This is a genomic window from Pseudomonas sp. KUIN-1 (genome assembly GCF_009176725.1).
GTDB lineage: Bacteria > Pseudomonadota > Gammaproteobacteria > Pseudomonadales > Pseudomonadaceae > Aquipseudomonas > Aquipseudomonas fragariae.
Genome location: NZ_AP020337.1, coordinates 2,217,134 through 2,232,324, shown reverse-complemented (window position 1 = coordinate 2,232,324; position 15,191 = coordinate 2,217,134). Strand labels below are relative to the sequence as shown.

At 59.9% G+C, this 15,191-nt stretch carries 10 protein-coding genes and 4 tRNA genes; 4 read left to right on the top strand and 10 right to left on the bottom strand.

The genetic code is table 11. The features are described 5' to 3' along the window. The first annotated feature begins 21 nt into the window (after positions 1-21). Together KUIN1_RS10375 and KUIN1_RS10370 are read left to right on the top strand one after the other, a co-directional pair. Positions 22-894 (top strand): LysR family transcriptional regulator, encoded by an 873-nt coding sequence (locus KUIN1_RS10375; RefSeq protein WP_116886191.1) that lies wholly within the window; start codon positions 22-24, stop codon positions 892-894. Positions 895-957: 63 nt separating this feature from the next. Next, entirely contained in the window at positions 958-3,150 is a 2,193-nt protein-coding gene (locus KUIN1_RS10370) for a putative bifunctional diguanylate cyclase/phosphodiesterase (protein ID WP_032654037.1), read from the top strand. A gap of 66 nt (positions 3,151-3,216) precedes the next feature. Here the strand turns inward: KUIN1_RS10370 and KUIN1_RS10365 are convergent, their stop codons facing one another. The 9 genes from KUIN1_RS10365 to uvrB form a co-directional block, all read right to left on the bottom strand. Beyond that, positions 3,217-3,660 carry an Hsp20 family protein gene (locus KUIN1_RS10365; RefSeq protein ID WP_003316521.1) on the bottom strand — a complete coding sequence of 148 codons (444 nt, stop codon included), beginning with the start codon at positions 3,658-3,660 and terminating at the stop codon, positions 3,217-3,219. A 129-nt stretch (positions 3,661-3,789) separates the two neighbouring features. Continuing rightward, complete coding sequence (locus KUIN1_RS10360) at positions 3,790-4,755, bottom strand: tRNA dihydrouridine synthase (protein ID WP_116886190.1); 966 nt, start codon at positions 4,753-4,755, stop codon at positions 3,790-3,792. A gap of 29 nt (positions 4,756-4,784) precedes the next feature. After that, positions 4,785-5,246, bottom strand: a complete 462-nt coding sequence (locus tag KUIN1_RS10355; RefSeq protein ID WP_116886189.1) for an acyl-CoA thioesterase — start codon at positions 5,244-5,246, stop codon at positions 4,785-4,787. Between the two features lie 521 nt (positions 5,247-5,767). Next, positions 5,768-5,843, bottom strand: a tRNA-Glu gene (locus KUIN1_RS10350). 46 nt (positions 5,844-5,889) lie between these two features. Next, positions 5,890-5,965, bottom strand: a tRNA-Ala gene (locus KUIN1_RS10345). Positions 5,966-6,016: 51 nt separating this feature from the next. After that, positions 6,017-6,092 (bottom strand) — tRNA-Glu (locus KUIN1_RS10340). Between the two features lie 88 nt (positions 6,093-6,180). After that, positions 6,181-6,256 (bottom strand) — tRNA-Ala (locus KUIN1_RS10335). Positions 6,257-6,404: 148 nt separating this feature from the next. Beyond that, positions 6,405-7,886 carry a glutamate--tRNA ligase gene (gene gltX / locus KUIN1_RS10330; protein WP_011267360.1) on the bottom strand — a complete coding sequence of 494 codons (1,482 nt, stop codon included), beginning with the start codon at positions 7,884-7,886 and terminating at the stop codon, positions 6,405-6,407. A gap of 695 nt (positions 7,887-8,581) precedes the next feature. Next, complete coding sequence (uvrB, locus tag KUIN1_RS10320) at positions 8,582-10,597, bottom strand: excinuclease ABC subunit UvrB (RefSeq protein WP_116887083.1); 2,016 nt, start codon at positions 10,595-10,597, stop codon at positions 8,582-8,584. Between the two features lie 401 nt (positions 10,598-10,998). On the opposite strand from uvrB, the gene KUIN1_RS10315 reads away from it, so the two are divergent. Beyond that, positions 10,999-12,195 (top strand): amino acid aminotransferase, encoded by a 1,197-nt coding sequence (locus KUIN1_RS10315; RefSeq protein ID WP_003407696.1) that lies wholly within the window; start codon positions 10,999-11,001, stop codon positions 12,193-12,195. A gap of 187 nt (positions 12,196-12,382) precedes the next feature. After that, positions 12,383-12,694 carry a hypothetical protein gene (locus KUIN1_RS10310; protein WP_003407694.1) on the top strand — a complete coding sequence of 104 codons (312 nt, stop codon included), beginning with the start codon at positions 12,383-12,385 and terminating at the stop codon, positions 12,692-12,694. Positions 12,695-12,746: 52 nt separating this feature from the next. Here KUIN1_RS10310 and pvdQ read toward each other — a convergent pair whose 3' ends face one another. Continuing rightward, positions 12,747-15,080, bottom strand: coding sequence for a bifunctional acylase PvdQ (pvdQ, locus tag KUIN1_RS10305; protein ID WP_332107648.1), 2,334 nt, complete (start codon positions 15,078-15,080; stop codon positions 12,747-12,749). Between the last annotated feature and the right edge of the window lie 111 nt (positions 15,081-15,191).

The following is a 15,191-nucleotide window of genomic DNA, read 5'->3' as shown; positions in this document are numbered from 1 at the left end:
ATAACCAACTGGAATCTGACCATGGACCTGGCCAACCTCAATGCCTTTATCGCCATCGCCGAGACCGGCAGTTTCTCCGGGGCAGGCGAACGCCTTTACCTGACCCAACCGGCCATCAGCAAGCGCATCGCCGGTCTGGAGCAGCAACTCAACGTGCGCCTGTTCGATCGCCTGGGCCGCGAAGTCAGTCTGACCGAGGCCGGACGCGCCCTGCTGCCACGCGCCTACCAGATTCTCAACGTGCTGGATGACACCCGCCGGGCACTGACCAACCTGACCGGGGAAGTCACCGGGCGGCTGACTCTGGCGACCAGCCATCACATCGGCCTGCACCGTTTGCCGCCGATATTACGGGCCTTTACCCGCACTTACCCGAAGGTTGCACTGGACATTCAGTTCCTGGATTCGGAAATTGCTTATGAAGAAATTCTTCACGGGCGTGCCGAGCTGGCAGTCATTACACTGGCGCCCGAGCCGCATGCACTGATCCGCGCCGTGCCCGTCTGGGACGATCCGCTGGATTTCGTCGCTGCACCCGAGCACCCGCTGGCCAACAGCGGCCCGATGAAGCTGGAGGATATTGTGCGCTATCCGGCGGTATTTCCCGGCGGTAACACCTTTACCCATCACATTGTCAGCGGATTGTGCGAGGCCCAGGGCCTCAAGCCCAACATCGCCATGAGCACCAACTATATGGAGACCATCAAGATGATAGTCTCCATCGGCCTGGCCTGGAGCGTTCTGCCGCGCACCATGCTCGACGAGCAGGTGGCGCGCATTCCGCTGCCGGGCGTACAGCTCAATCGCCAGCTAGGCTACATCCTGCACACCGAACGCACGCTATCGAATGCGGCACGGGCATTCATGAAACTGCTCGATGCGCAGACACAGTGAATAGAGGCTGCAGGCCGCAGACAGATCGCTCTGGCGGCTCCATCGATCAAAGGCTCGGATACCATGCCCAACCCACCGGATAACGCCGCGCCGAAAACCACCGTACAGACGGCCTCTGCCAGGCTGCCGCTGACAGACGCAGAGCTGGCCCTGCAGGAAACCCGTGATCGCCTGGAGCTGGCACTGGACCTGGCGCAAATGGGCACCTGGGATCTGGATATCGTCCGCAACCGGCTGCAGGCTTCGGCACGCGCGGCGCTGTTGCACGGCATGCCGGCACGGACCTTCGATGAGTCTGGCGGGCAGTTCTTCGGCAGCCTGCCCGCCGAAGAACGCCGTCGCATGCGCGCACTCTATGCCGCGGCGCTCGAAACCGGGCAGGACTGCCTGCAAGTCACCTACCGGTTTCAATTGAAGAACGGCACGTCACGCCTGCTTGAAAGCCGCGCGCGGATTTATCGGGATGAACAGGGCCAGCCCGTCAGGCTGTCCGGCACCCTGATGGACATTACCCAACAGTGTGCTCAGATAGCCCTGGAGGCCAGCGAGGAAAAATTTGCCAAGGCGTTTCATTCAAGCCCCGACTCGATCACCATCACCGAAATCGACTCGGGCCGCTACGTCGAGGTCAACGATGGCTTCAGCCGCCTGACCGGTTTCAGCGCCCACGAAGTGCTTGGCCGTACAGCGCATGAAGTCGGCATCTGGACCGACACCTTGCAGCGCGAACACATGCTTGAAGAACTGCGCCAGAAAGGCCGCGTGCATCACCGCGAAATGGACGGTCGGGACAAGCATGGCGCGCCGCTGGTGCTGGATATATCGGTCGAGTTCATCACCCTGAACAACACCGCTTGCCTGCTGATGAACGCCCGCGACATCGGCGCGCTTAAAAATGCCCAGGCGCAGATTCAGCACCTGGCTTATCACGATCCGCTGACCGGGCTGCCCAATCGCGCACTGCTGCTCGACCGCCTGAGCCAGCAGGTGTCGCTGCTTCAGCACCAGAACCTGCGCGGCGCCCTGCTGTTTCTCGATCTGGACCATTTCAAGCACATCAATGACTCGCTCGGCCATCCGGTGGGCGACAGCGTTCTGAGCATCATCGCCGCGCGCCTGGAAGCCAGCGTGCGCCAGGAAGACACCGTGGCGCGCTTGGGCGGCGACGAATTCGTGGTATTGATCTGCGGCCTGGAAGGCTCGCAGGGCGAGGTCACCCGACAAGTGCGGGAGCTGGCCGACAACCTGCGCAACCTGCTGGCCGAGCCGATGTTTCTCGACGGCCATCGCCTGCAGGTCACCCCGAGCATCGGCGTGGTGCTGATTCCGGATGATGGTCTGACCCCGGCCGATCTACTCAAGCGCGCCGATATTGCCCTGTATCGGGCCAAGGATTGCGGGCGCAACGCTTCACAGTTTTTCCATGTGTCCATGCAACAGGCCGTCAGCCAGCGTCTGCGCCTGGAAAATGACTTGCGCCTGGCCCTGACCCGCAACGAATTTCACCTGCACTTCCAGGCCCAGGTCGACTGTCGCAACGAATACATCACCGGGGCCGAGGCCCTGCTGCGCTGGCAACACCCCGAATACGGCTTGCTGGCGCCCGATCAGTTCGTGCAGATACTCGAAGAAAGCGGGATGATTCTGGAGGTCGGCAGCCATATTCTGAACGAAGCCTGCAAAACCGGCGGCCTGCTGCTAAGACAAGGGCTGATCCCGGAAAACAAATTCCTGATGGGTGTCAATATCAGCCCGCGACAGTTTCTCCAGCACGATTTCATCGAGCGCGTGGAGCGCAGCCTGACGCTGCACCAGTTGCCGGCGTCCATGCTCAAGCTGGAAATCACCGAAGGTATCGTCATCCAGAATCTGGACGACACCATTCTCAAGATGCTCAGCCTCAAGGCGCTGGGCGTCAGCTTTGCGATGGATGATTTCGGCACCGGCTATTCGTCCCTGACCTATCTCAAGCGCTTGCCGGTGGATACGCTGAAGATCGACCAGTCCTTCGTCCAGGATGCCACCAACGACCCCAACGACGCAGAAATCATCCGCGCCATCGTCGCCATGGCGCAGAGCCTCAACCTGAACGTGATCGCGGAAGGCGTGGAAACCTCGGAGCAGTTGGCATTTCTGGAAAAAGTCGGCTGCTACACCTATCAAGGCTATCTGTTCAGCGAACCGCTGCCAGGCCCGCAGTTCGAGTCCTTGCTGGAGCTCAAACGGCCTGCGCAGCAAACTGCACATCAGGACTGAAAAAAAGGAAGGCGCCCTGAGGCGCCTTCCCTGTTACGTGCCGCTGACTCAACATCACCTGACGGATCAGTTTTCCAGCGCTTTCTGGCTATTGAGCGGAATGCGTTTCGGTTTCGCTTCTTCCGGCACGTTGCGCACCAGGTCAATGTTCAGCAGGCCGTGAGACAGATCGGCCCCTTTGACCTCGATATTGTCCGCCAGCCTGAACGACAGCTTGAATTCACGCCGGGCAATACCCTGATGCAGATACGTCACGTTTTCGGCTTCTTGCTCGCGCTTGTTGCCGATCACGGTCAGCACACCTTTTTCAACCTGCAACTCGAGATCCTGCTCTTGCATGCCTGCTGCAGCGATCACGATTCGATAATGGTCATCGGTGTGCCGCTCGACGTTGTAGGGCGGATAGCCGCTGGTTGTCTCATTTCGCGCCGCCGACTCGAAGAGGTCGTTGAAGCGGTCGAATCCCACTGAGTTGCGAAACAGTGGAGCCAGAGAAAATGCAGTAGCCATAACAATTCTCCTGTTTATCAGCGAGTGGTTTAAGCGACCCGTTTTCGGCATCGCCTGATCACCAAAATAGGGACAGCCTTTCGCTTTTCAAGAGACTTTTTTCAGGATTTTTTTGACCGTTCGTCGGGATCAGCTTTTGGGTAAGCAACCGGGCGCGCAGCCCAGCAATACGCTGATGCGATCGCAGTCGGTCTCGCGGCGCAACGTATTGAACATCAGGATCGCCTCGGGGTAGCTTTTGGTCAGCAGCACCAGCCACTGCTTGAGCCGACCCGGTGCCTGAATCAGCGTCATCTTCACCAGACAGTCCTGCCAGAAGACCCGCAGCATCGGCTGCAACGCGTCCCAGGTCATTGGCACGACCTCTTCGCCCTTCTGCGCCGCAGCAATCTGCCGGGCGAGATCAGGGCGCGCCACCAGCCCGCGACCGATCATGATGTCCCGCGCGCCGCAGATTTCGCGGCATCGCCGCCAATCCTCAACGGTCCAGATTTCCCCGTTGGCAACTACCGGGACCTTGACCACTTCCTGAATGCGCGCGATCCACTCCCAGTGCGCCGGCGGCTTGTAGCCGTCGACCTTGGTGCGCGCATGCACGACGATTTGCTCGGCCCCGCCGTCAGCCAACGCTCTGGCGCAATCCAGCGCCAGGTCGGTGTTTTCGTAGCCCAAACGCATCTTGGCGGTGACCGGTATGTCTTTTGGCACAGCACGGCGCACCTGGCTGACAATGGTGTGCAGCAGTTCCGGCTCCTTGAGCAGAACTGCGCCACCACGGGAACGGTTGACGGTCTTGGCCGGGCAACCGAAGTTCAGGTCCAGCACCGGCGCGCCCAGCTCGCAGGCGAACGCGGCATTCTCGGCCAGGCACACAGGATCAGAGCCCAGCAACTGAAGGCGCAACGGCGTGCCCGCGTCAGTTTTCGCACCCTGGTGAAATTCCGATGCATATTTATAGAAGTAATGCGCCGGCATCAAACGCTCGGACACCCGGATGAATTCGGTCACGCACCAGTCGATGCCGCCGACTTTCGTCAGCACATTACGCAGGATGTCGTCGACCAACCCCTCCATGGGCGCCAGAGCAATTTGCATGGGTCACACTCGAAAAAAAGTCCGGCAGTTTACTGCCCGACGTGCGGATTGGGAACGGCCCTGTCAGAGATGGCTGCGCCATAGCCCTCGATGAACTCGGCAGGCATCCGCTTGGGTCGCCCACTGGACAGTTCGATGCAGACAAAGGTGGTTTGCGCGCGTAATAGCGTCAGGTTGTCGACAGGCCGCTTGAGCTGGAAGCAGCGGGTCATTTTCAGGCGGCGGTCCCAGTCGACGATCCAGGTCGCCAATTGCAGTTCGTCGTTCTCGTAGGCGCTGGCCAGGTAATCGATCTCATGCCTGACCACCGCCATGGCCCGGTCCAGACGCCGATATTCAGTCAGGTCCAGCCCGAGAAACTGCGAATGACGCCAGGCACAGCGCTCCAGCCAGGACACATAGACAGCATTATTGGCATGCCCCAGCCCGTCGATGTCTTCGGCGGCGACATTCAGATCAATGACGAAAGGCGTTGCCCGATCCCAGACCATGCGTGCTCCTGCTTGAGTAGATGTGATTGGCGGGAGTGTAGCGGGTCATGGCGCGCGTTCACACGCGCTGGCATGAAAAGCGCCCCTCGGAACGCCTTTTGCTCTTCACGCTACAGCGCTCAGAGTCACACACAAGTCTGGATAAGCCCGGATAAAAGGCCTGAAACCGTACGTGCAGACTGGACACAGACCTGTGGGAGTGAGCTTGCTCACGAAGACGATGCATCCAACCTCTATTTCCTGGGAGCTATACCGGCCTCTTCGCGAGCAAGCTCCCACAAGACTTATGTATAACCATGAGGGCTGTAGCGCGAGGATGCAGTTCGCGGCGCACTGCGTTGCGAACGCATAGAGGACGCGGAGTGTCCCGAACGGCATGCCAACGCAGTATCGGCACGAGAGTCGGTTGCAGTTGAGTGTGGCAATAGATAAAAACAGAAAGGAGGGGTTTTCAAACCCCGAAAAAACAAAAGGGCCATTCAATAATCGAATGACCCTTGGTCCCGCAGAGCGGGAAATCGTGGCGTCCCCTAGGGGACTCGAACCCCTGTTACCGCCGTGAAAGGGCGGTGTCCTAGGCCACTAGACGAAGGGGACGCAAAACCTTCAGTCAGGTTCATCAAACGATGAGCCCTGGCAAAATTGGTGGAGCTTAGCGGGATCGAACCGCTGACCTCCTGCATGCCATGCAGGCGCTCTCCCAGCTGAGCTAAAGCCCCGGATTTACGCCTCTCGGCGGACATCAACCTTCCGGCATCACTCTGTGAAACTGGCGTCCCCTAGGGGACTCGAACCCCTGTTACCGCCGTGAAAGGGCGGTGTCCTAGGCCACTAGACGAAGGGGACAAAACCTTCTCGTAAAGCAAACGGTCGCTGGATCCGCTTGTTTCACATCATTTCAGAGCAGTGTAGCAGCACTCTGAAACGCTAAATTTGGTGGAGCTTAGCGGGATCGAACCGCTGACCTCCTGCATGCCATGCAGGCGCTCTCCCAGCTGAGCTAAAGCCCCACATCAGTGGACGGGGCGCATATTAAGCGTGAGTGACAGGGCTGTCAAATTTATTTTCTACAATCTGCAAACTTTTTTGTCGGTAATACAACCACTTACCATTCAACCCCCGGAAAACCGGGGGCGACTCACAGGAACAGGTAACGCCTCAGGCGATAGAGCCCAGAAGCTTTTCCCATTCCTTGTTTTCTTTCTTGGAAACGCCACCGAGCAAATCGAGGGCCTGACGCAGCCGGAAGCGGGTCAGGTCCGGACCGAGGATTTCCATCGCATCGGTCACCGACACCGAATTGGCCTGGCCGGTGATCGCAGCGAACATCAGTGGCATGGCATCACGCAGCTTGAGTTCGAGATGCTCGACCACGGCCTGGATGCAGCCCATGATCCGCTCCTTCTCCCACTGACGCAGCGATTCCAGCTTCCACAGGATCAGTTGCATCACCTGACGCACCTGCTCCGGGGACAGCTTCTTGTGCTCGAACAGCTTCACATCAGGCGTGACGCCACCTGCGAAGAAGAAGCCGGCCAGCGGTGCGACCTGACTGAAGGTCTCTACCCTGCCCTGTACATGCGGTGCAATCTTCATCATGTAGTCAGGATTCAGCGCCCAGGTCTTCAGACGCGAGGCGAACTCCTCGACCGGCAGGTCACGCAGCCATTGGCCATTGAGCCAGGAAAGCTTCTCGATATCGAAGATCGGCCCGCCCAGCGAAACACGCGACAGGTCGAAGTTGTCGACCATCTCCTGCAAGGAGAACTTCTCGCGCTCGTCAGGCATCGACCAGCCCATGCGCCCCAGGTAGTTGAGCATCGCCTCGGGCATGAAGCCCATGCGCTCGTAGAAGGTCACCGAGGTGGGGTTCTTGCGCTTGGACAGCTTGCTCTTGTCGGGGTTACGCAGCAGCGGCATGTAGCACAGCTGCGGCTTGTCCCAGCCGAAGTATTCGTACAGCAGGATCAGTTTCGGCGCCGATGGCAGCCATTCTTCGCCGCGCAGTACATGAGTGATGCCCATCAGGTGGTCATCGACGACGTTGGCGAGGAAGTAGGTCGGCAGGCCGTCGGTCTTCATCAGGACCTGCATGTCCATGCGGTCCCACGGGATTTCGACTTCGCCACGCAGCATGTCAGGTACTACGCAGACACCTTCGGTGGGCACTTTCATGCGGATAACGTGTGGCTCGCCGGCATCCAGGCGGCGCTGAACCTCTTCCTTGGAGAGCAGCAAGGCACGACCGTCATAGCGCGGGGTTTCGCCCTTGGCCTGCTGTTCGGCGCGCATCTGGTCGAGTTCTTCGGCGGTGCAGAAGCACGGGAAGGCATGGCCCATGTCGACCAGTTGCTGCGCGTATTTCTGGTAGATGTCGCCGCGCTCGCTCTGGCGGTAGGGACCGTGAGGACCACCGACGTCGGGGCCTTCGCTCCAGTCGATGCCCAGCCAGCGCAGTGCGTCGAAGATCTGCTGTTCGGACTCGCGGGTAGAGCGCAGTTGATCGGTGTCTTCAATGCGCAGGATGAACTCGCCGCCGTGCTGTTTGGCAAAGCAGTAGTTGAACAGCGCGATGTAGGCCGTGCCGACGTGGGGGTCGCCTGTGGGCGATGGCGCGATGCGGGTACGAACGGTGGTCATGGAAAATCCCGAATGAGGTCGATCAAGCGCGGAATGTTAACAGGCCGGGGGCATGGGGCTCCAGCACGGGCAATGTGATTGCGTTCGCGCTCCGCGCTCAGCGCTGCTCACAGGGCCCGATGGGTGCTGAAAAAAGGCTTCAAGCCACGATAGTTCTTGTTCCGCACGCTCCGCGTGGGAATGCAGTTCGTGACGCTCTGCGTCACAAAGCGGTTCTGCGATGTCAGGTGGATTGAGGTTCGGCTCAGGTCACCTTTTCGCCCCTCGGCGACCTACTTTGATGGGGCCAAAGTAGGCAAACCCCCTCGCTCCTGTTTCCGGCCCGACTTCGTCGGGTTCCTTCGCCCTGACACTGATCCGGGGGTCGCCGCAACGGACCATCCATGGTCCGGTGCGGCTAGCCTGGCGTCCTGCCAGGCTACCCCCGGATCAGAGCCAGGACTCAGCCGTCACTTACGTCGCACTCTGCGTCGTCTGTGCCATCGCGCTCAAAAAGCACTTTAGGGCAATTTGGCTAAAGGCACGGCTCGGGAGTTGATGACTATCGTTCCTCACGCTCCGCGTGGGAATGCAGTTCGTGACGCTCCGCGTCACACGGCAGTTCTGTCAGGTGGATTGAGATTTGACAACGGCATGCCAACGCAGAGCATTGGCACGATGATCAACGCGGATTGACGCGAGAGTCGGCTAGCCAATCAAACCGCCAGCAAGCGCTCGCGCAGTTTGCTGATTTCGTCGCGCATCTGCGCAGCGGCTTCGAATTCCAGGTCGCGGGCCAGTTGGTACATTTTTTCTTCCAGTTGGCGAATGCGTTTGTTGATCTCGCTCGGCGAGCGCAGTTCGTTCTCGTAGCGGGCGTTTTCTTCGGCGGCTTTGGCCATGCCTTTGCGCTTCTTGCTGCGCGAGCCAGGCACGGTGGCGCCTTCCATGATGTCGGCGACGTCCTTGAATACGCCTTTGGGCGTAATACCGTGTTCCAGGTTGAAGGCGATCTGCTTCTCGCGACGTCGCTCGGTCTCGCCGATGGCGCGCTCCATCGAGCCGGTAATCCGGTCGGCATACAGAATCGCCCGGCCGTTGAGGTTCCGTGCCGCCCGGCCAATGGTCTGGATCAGCGAACGGTCGGAGCGCAGGAAGCCTTCCTTGTCGGCATCGAGAATCGCCACCAGTGACACTTCAGGCATGTCCAGACCTTCGCGCAGCAGGTTGATGCCCACCAGCACGTCGAACGTCCCCAGTCGCAGGTCACGGATGATTTCGACACGTTCCACCGTATCGATGTCCGAGTGCAGGTAGCGCACCCGCACGCCGTGGTCACTCAGGTAGTCGGTCAAATCCTCGGACATGCGTTTGGTCAGCGTGGTGACCAGTACCCGTTCCTCAAGCGCAGCACGCTTGTGAATTTCCGACAGCAGGTCGTCGACCTGAGTCAGCGCCGGACGAATCTCGATCTGCGGGTCCACCAGGCCGGTCGGACGCACCACTTGCTCGACGATACGCCCAGCGTGCTCGGCCTCGTAGTTACCCGGAGTCGCCGAGACGAAAATGGTCTGCGGGCTGATCGCCTCCCACTCATCGAAGCGCATCGGCCGGTTATCCAGTGCCGACGGCAGGCGGAAGCCGTACTCGACCAGGGTTTCCTTGCGCGAACGGTCACCTTTGTACATCGCGCCGACCTGCGGCACGCTGACGTGGGATTCGTCGATCACCAGCAAGGCATCGGGGGGCAGGTAGTCAAACAAGGTTGGTGGCGGCGCACCGGACGGACGGCCCGACAGGTAGCGCGAGTAGTTTTCGATACCGTTGCAGTAACCCAGCTCGAGCATCATTTCCAGATCGAAACGGGTGCGTTGCTCAAGACGCTGGGCTTCCACCAGTTTGTTCTGGCTGCGCAGGTATTCGAGGCGCTCCTGCAGCTCGACCTTGATGTTTTCCATCGCCTCGATCAGCGTTTCGCGCGGGGTAACGTAGTGGCTTTTCGGATAGAAGGTGAAGCGCGGCAGCTTGCGGATCACCTCGCCGGTCAGCGGATCGAACGCCGACAGGCTCTCGACCTCGTCATCGAACAGTTCGACCCGGATCGCTTCCAGATCGGATTCGGCCGGGTAGATGTCGATCACGTCGCCGCGCACCCGGAAGGTCGCACGGGCAAAGTCCATGTCGTTACGGGTGTATTGCAGATCGGCCAGGCGGCGCAGCAAGGCACGCTGATCGAGTTTGTCGCCGCGATCGATGTGCATGACCATGCGCAGATAGGTTTCCGGACTGCCCAGACCGTAAATGCACGACACCGTGGTGACGATGATCGCATCCTTGCGCTCCAGCAGCGCCTTGGTCGCCGACAGGCGCATCTGTTCGATGTGGTCGTTGATCGACGCATCCTTCTCGATGAAGGTGTCGGACGACGGCACATAGGCTTCGGGCTGGTAGTAGTCGTAGTAGGAAACGAAGTACTCCACGGCGTTGTTCGGGAAAAACGCCTTGAATTCGCCATACAACTGCGCGGCCAGGGTCTTGTTCGGTGCCAGCACCAGCGTCGGACGCTTGATCTGGGAAATCACGTTGGCGATGCTGAACGTCTTGCCCGAGCCGGTCACCCCGAGCAAGGTCTGGTGCGCGAGCCCTGCGTCGATCCCTTCGACCAGTTGGCGAATGGCCTCGGGCTGATCGCCGGCTGGCTCAAAGCGGGTAACGAGCTGGAACTCGGACATAACTGACCTCTTGAATGGTGCGCGTGTGACGGGTTCGCGTGAATCTTTCCGCGACCTGACCGCCTCGACGGCACAACTGGAAATATTCGTCGGCGCATGACGGCGCGCCATGACGAAATCATCGCAAACAGCCGTTCCCGCCGGGAAGCAGGCGTGCGATGTTTTGAAGTGATGGCTAATAGATGGAGTCATATATCAGCCTTTCAAGGCATCCACTTAAAGCATTGAGGTTTTAACCGAACGAACGTTCTACAAATATGCGCAAAAACCTGTAAAAAACCCGCCCTGCACTGTCGATCACCGAGGGGATGCTCTCTATACTACGCTCTGTTTGCGCACCGCTTTGGCGCATCGAGCCTCAGCGTGTCCCCTTCCCACTCTTCACCAAGAGCCGCCGCACCATGAGCCTGTTTTCCGCTGTCGAAATGGCACCCCGCGATCCGATCCTGGGTATCAACGAAGCCTTCAACGCCGACACCCGCAGCACCAAGGTCAACCTTGGCGTAGGCGTCTACTGTGATGAAGACGGGCGCATTCCCCTGCTGCGCGCCGTGGCCGAAGCCGAGAAGGTCCGCGTGGCCCAGCATGCTCCGCGTGGCTACCTGCCGATCGACGGTATTGCCGCCTATGACCAGGCCGTGCAAAAACTGTTGCTGGGCGCTGATTCGCCGCTGATCGCCTCGGGCCGCGTGCTGACCACCCAATCGGTCGGCGGCACCGGCGCACTGAAGATCGGTGCCGATTTCCTCAAGCAGCTGCTGCCCGATGCCGTCGTCGCCATCAGCGACCCGAGCTGGGAAAACCACCGTGCGCTGTTCGAAACCGCAGGCTTTGCGGTGCAGAACTATCGCTACTACGACGCTGCCACTCACGACGTGAACCGTGCCGGCATGCTCGAAGACCTGCACAACCTGCCGAACAACTCGGTGGTGGTGTTGCACGCCTGCTGCCACAACCCGACCGGCGTCGACCTGAGCCTGGATGACTGGAAAAAAGTGCTGGAAGTGGTCAAGGCCAAGGGCCACGTGCCGTTTCTGGACATGGCCTACCAAGGCTTCGGTCAGGGTATTCAGGAAGATGCGCTGGCAGTGCGCCTGTTTGCCGAGTCGGGCCTGACCTTCTTCGCCTCCAGCTCGTTCTCCAAATCGCTGTCGCTGTATGGCGAACGCGTCGGCGCGCTGTCGATCATCACCGAATCGAAGGAAGAAACCACTCGCGTCCTGTCCCAGGTCAAACGCGTGATCCGCACCAACTACTCCAACCCGCCGACCCACGGTGCGATCATCTCCGCGGCGGTGCTTAACGACCCGACGTTGCGTGCAATGTGGGAAGAGGAACTGGGCGAAATGCGTCTGCGCATCCAGGGCATGCGCAAGGCGATGGTCGAGCGTCTGGCTGATAACCCGGCCGGTCAGGACTTCAGCTTCGTCGCTCGTCAGTGCGGCATGTTTTCCTACTCCGGCCTGACCGCCGAACAGGCCCAGCGCCTGCGCAGCGAGTTCGGCATCTACGCGCTGGACACCGGCCGTATCTGCGTGGCCGCGCTGAATCAGAAGAACATCGACGTAGTGTGTGATGCGATCAAGCAGGTTCTTTAAGTTTTAAGCTGCAAGCTGCAAGCTGCAAGCAAGAGCGGTTCTGCTTTTTCTTGAAGCTTGTAGCTTGTAGCTTGTAGCTCCCAGCTCCCAGCTCCCAGCTCCGCTGGGCACTTTCCATCGAACGATCTGAAAAAACCTGCCTCGAAACTCTGTCAGCACATTTTCTGAACCAGATATCGAGGTACTCATGTCTATCGAACCGCAACGTCAGAAAGAACCGACGCCAAATCAGGACGCACCTGCCAGCCCGGGCCCGGACCGCAACGATCCGGCAATCGAGCCGCAAGTCGGGGACGTGAAACCCGAGACTGAAAAGGGCAATGGCCAGAGCCAGGGCCAGACGCCTTCCCCCAGCCAGTCACAGACTCAGTCGCAGAGCCAGTCAACCAGCGACAGCGCCTATGTGCCTGACCATGAGCCGGAAGAAAAAACCGAGGACTTACGCAATCATCAGCCAACCACGGGTGTTGACGCCGACATCGATACACCCGGCGGCTGATTCCCGGCAAGCGCATTTGGGCCGCATGGCCCAAACGCTTTTCTTGCCTCTTTCAGCGATTGGCCCCCTCGCTTATCACCTGCACCTCATACGCAGGATCAGCCTTGATCTGCTGTTCAGTGAACGGCAACGCCTGCCACCGCTTTTTTGAAAACGCCTCAGTCTGGTCGCTTGAATGGGCTGACTGTGGATTGCTCGACTCCGAGAACGCCAGTAGACCCTGCGCCTTGGGGCCCTGCTCGTCGAACGTCACCACCTGCAGGTAGCTGGTGCCACTGACCACCTCGCGCTTGCCGTCCTTGCCAGCGATTGTCTGCATGGCGTTGTAGACGCCCAGCCCGGCCGGCCCGCCGTGAATCGGGATCTGCTTGCCGCTGATGCTGGAGACCTGAATGTTGCCCCATTTACTGCCTGCCGAGAGTCCTGCTTTGGCCACTTCATCCACTGCGGCCAACATGGCAGCGCGCAATGCAGTGGCGACCTGAGGGTTCTCAATCGCCAGCCCGCTCGGCGTGTGAACCGGGTCCTGCGGGTCGAACGCGACGCGCCAGCGTGAGGCAACAGCTTGCATGGATGTCATGATCTTCTGGAAGTACACGAAGCCGATGCCACTGTTCAGGTCAGCGCGCCCGTCCCAGTCTTTCAGTGCAGCGCACAACGGTGCCAGACGGGCAGCGTCGTCACCCAGCTCCGAGGCGCAGAATGTGAGCAGATCCGGCAGCACTTGCACGGCCTGATAGACCTCGTTGTCCATGACCATCGCTTGCAGGTTCTCGACGCTGATCTTGCCCGCCGTCTTCAGGCTGCCCAGCCGATCCAGGGCAAAACGTGCACGTTGGCCGAGCGGCTGGCCGTCCTGGCTGATCAGCGGCGAAAAGCCCTGCAGCGGCGCAGCGGGATTGACCATCCACGCCGAATCGTTGGAATGCTGCACGAAATCGGTCCGCAGCAACTGCGGCTGGCGCGAGGACGGATAGATGCCGGCTTGTGCTGCCTCTGCGGAGACCTCCCAGTTGCATTCACTGCGCGAGCCGTCGAGCACGATCAGCTCTGTGCCGATGCGCGGATCACTGCATCGGGCAAGCCTGGCGGCATCAACGTTCGGCACCACCGAGAGGTTCATGTACAGCGCCTGCCCCTGGGCATCCACCGCCAGGGTGTTGACCCACGGGATGCCCTGGATCTTGTGTACCGAATCCTGAAACGCCTTGAGGCTGTCGGCCTTGTCCATCGCATACCACTGCTGCAACACCCGATCATTCTGCAGATTGGCATCGCGCAGGCTGTAGGCGAATTTGCTGTCCCAGTCCAGCTTGCCCGGCCACTGCACCACCGGACCGAACCGGGACGAATAGACGATGCGTGGCACCGACTTCAGGCTGCCATCCGCTTGCTTCACGTCGACACTCACCTGCTGCTTGCCCATGACAACCGATTGGCCGTCCAGCAGGTAACGGGTGGAATCCTTCGGGTCGAGCTGCAGGCGATGCAGCGTGAAGTGTTTCGACGTGTCGACGGTATGGCTCCAGGCCAGATGCCGGTTGAAACCGATATTGATCAGCGGCAAACCCGGCAACGCTGCGCCCATCACATCGAGCTTGCCGGGAATGGTCAGGTGCATTTGATAGAAACGCATGCCGCCGCCCCATGGGAAATGCGGATTAGCCAACAGCATGCCGCGTCCGTTGGCGGACAGCTCGCGTCCTATTGCCACGGCATTGCTGCCGCGTTCCAGAGCAAAACGCTGGTTACGCGCAGCGGCCAGTTGCAGCGCCTGAGCCTGCTGAGCATCGACCTGCAGTGGTTTTTGCTGTGCAGGCGGCGTGGCACCGGCCAGCGCTTCGGCAAACTGCCCAACGCCCCCCTCGACCAGCAGGCGGCGGGTCAAACGCAGCAGATCATCGGTGCTGATCGGTCGAACCCACTCGGCCGCACAGGGTTGCGGCAGGCCTTGGGTGGTCTGCTCGGCCAGCGAACGGTTGTAACCGGCGACATAACCCTGCATCAACTGGCGAATCTCCAGCGGCTGCGCATTCCAGAAATCCGCCAGTGCCTGCGGCGTATTGAGCCACTGGAACAGCAGGTCGCTGGCCATGTTGTTGCGCTGCTCAAGGGTCGCCTTGTCCGGGCCGAAATAGCGCGAGCGCTGGCCATTGACGGTGACCACCTCATTGGCCAGCAGGCACAGGTTGTCCTGCGCATAGGCATAACCGATGCCGTAACCCAGGCCGCGCTCATTGGCGGCAACGATATGCGGCACGCCAAAACCGGTACGCCGGATCTCGGCCCTGGCCGCCTGATTTCCAGGCTCAACCAAGGCTTGCGCGGGCAAACTCACAGCGAATGAAAGACCTGCAAACAGAAAACCGCACAGGGGTCTGGAAATAATCACGCTGACTCCAACTCGACAAGACGACCCGAATTAGCCGCTCTCGTTAAACGGAACACGGACGCTGATGTTTAGCCGAACCGGACAACCCGTGATCGACGCTAAATT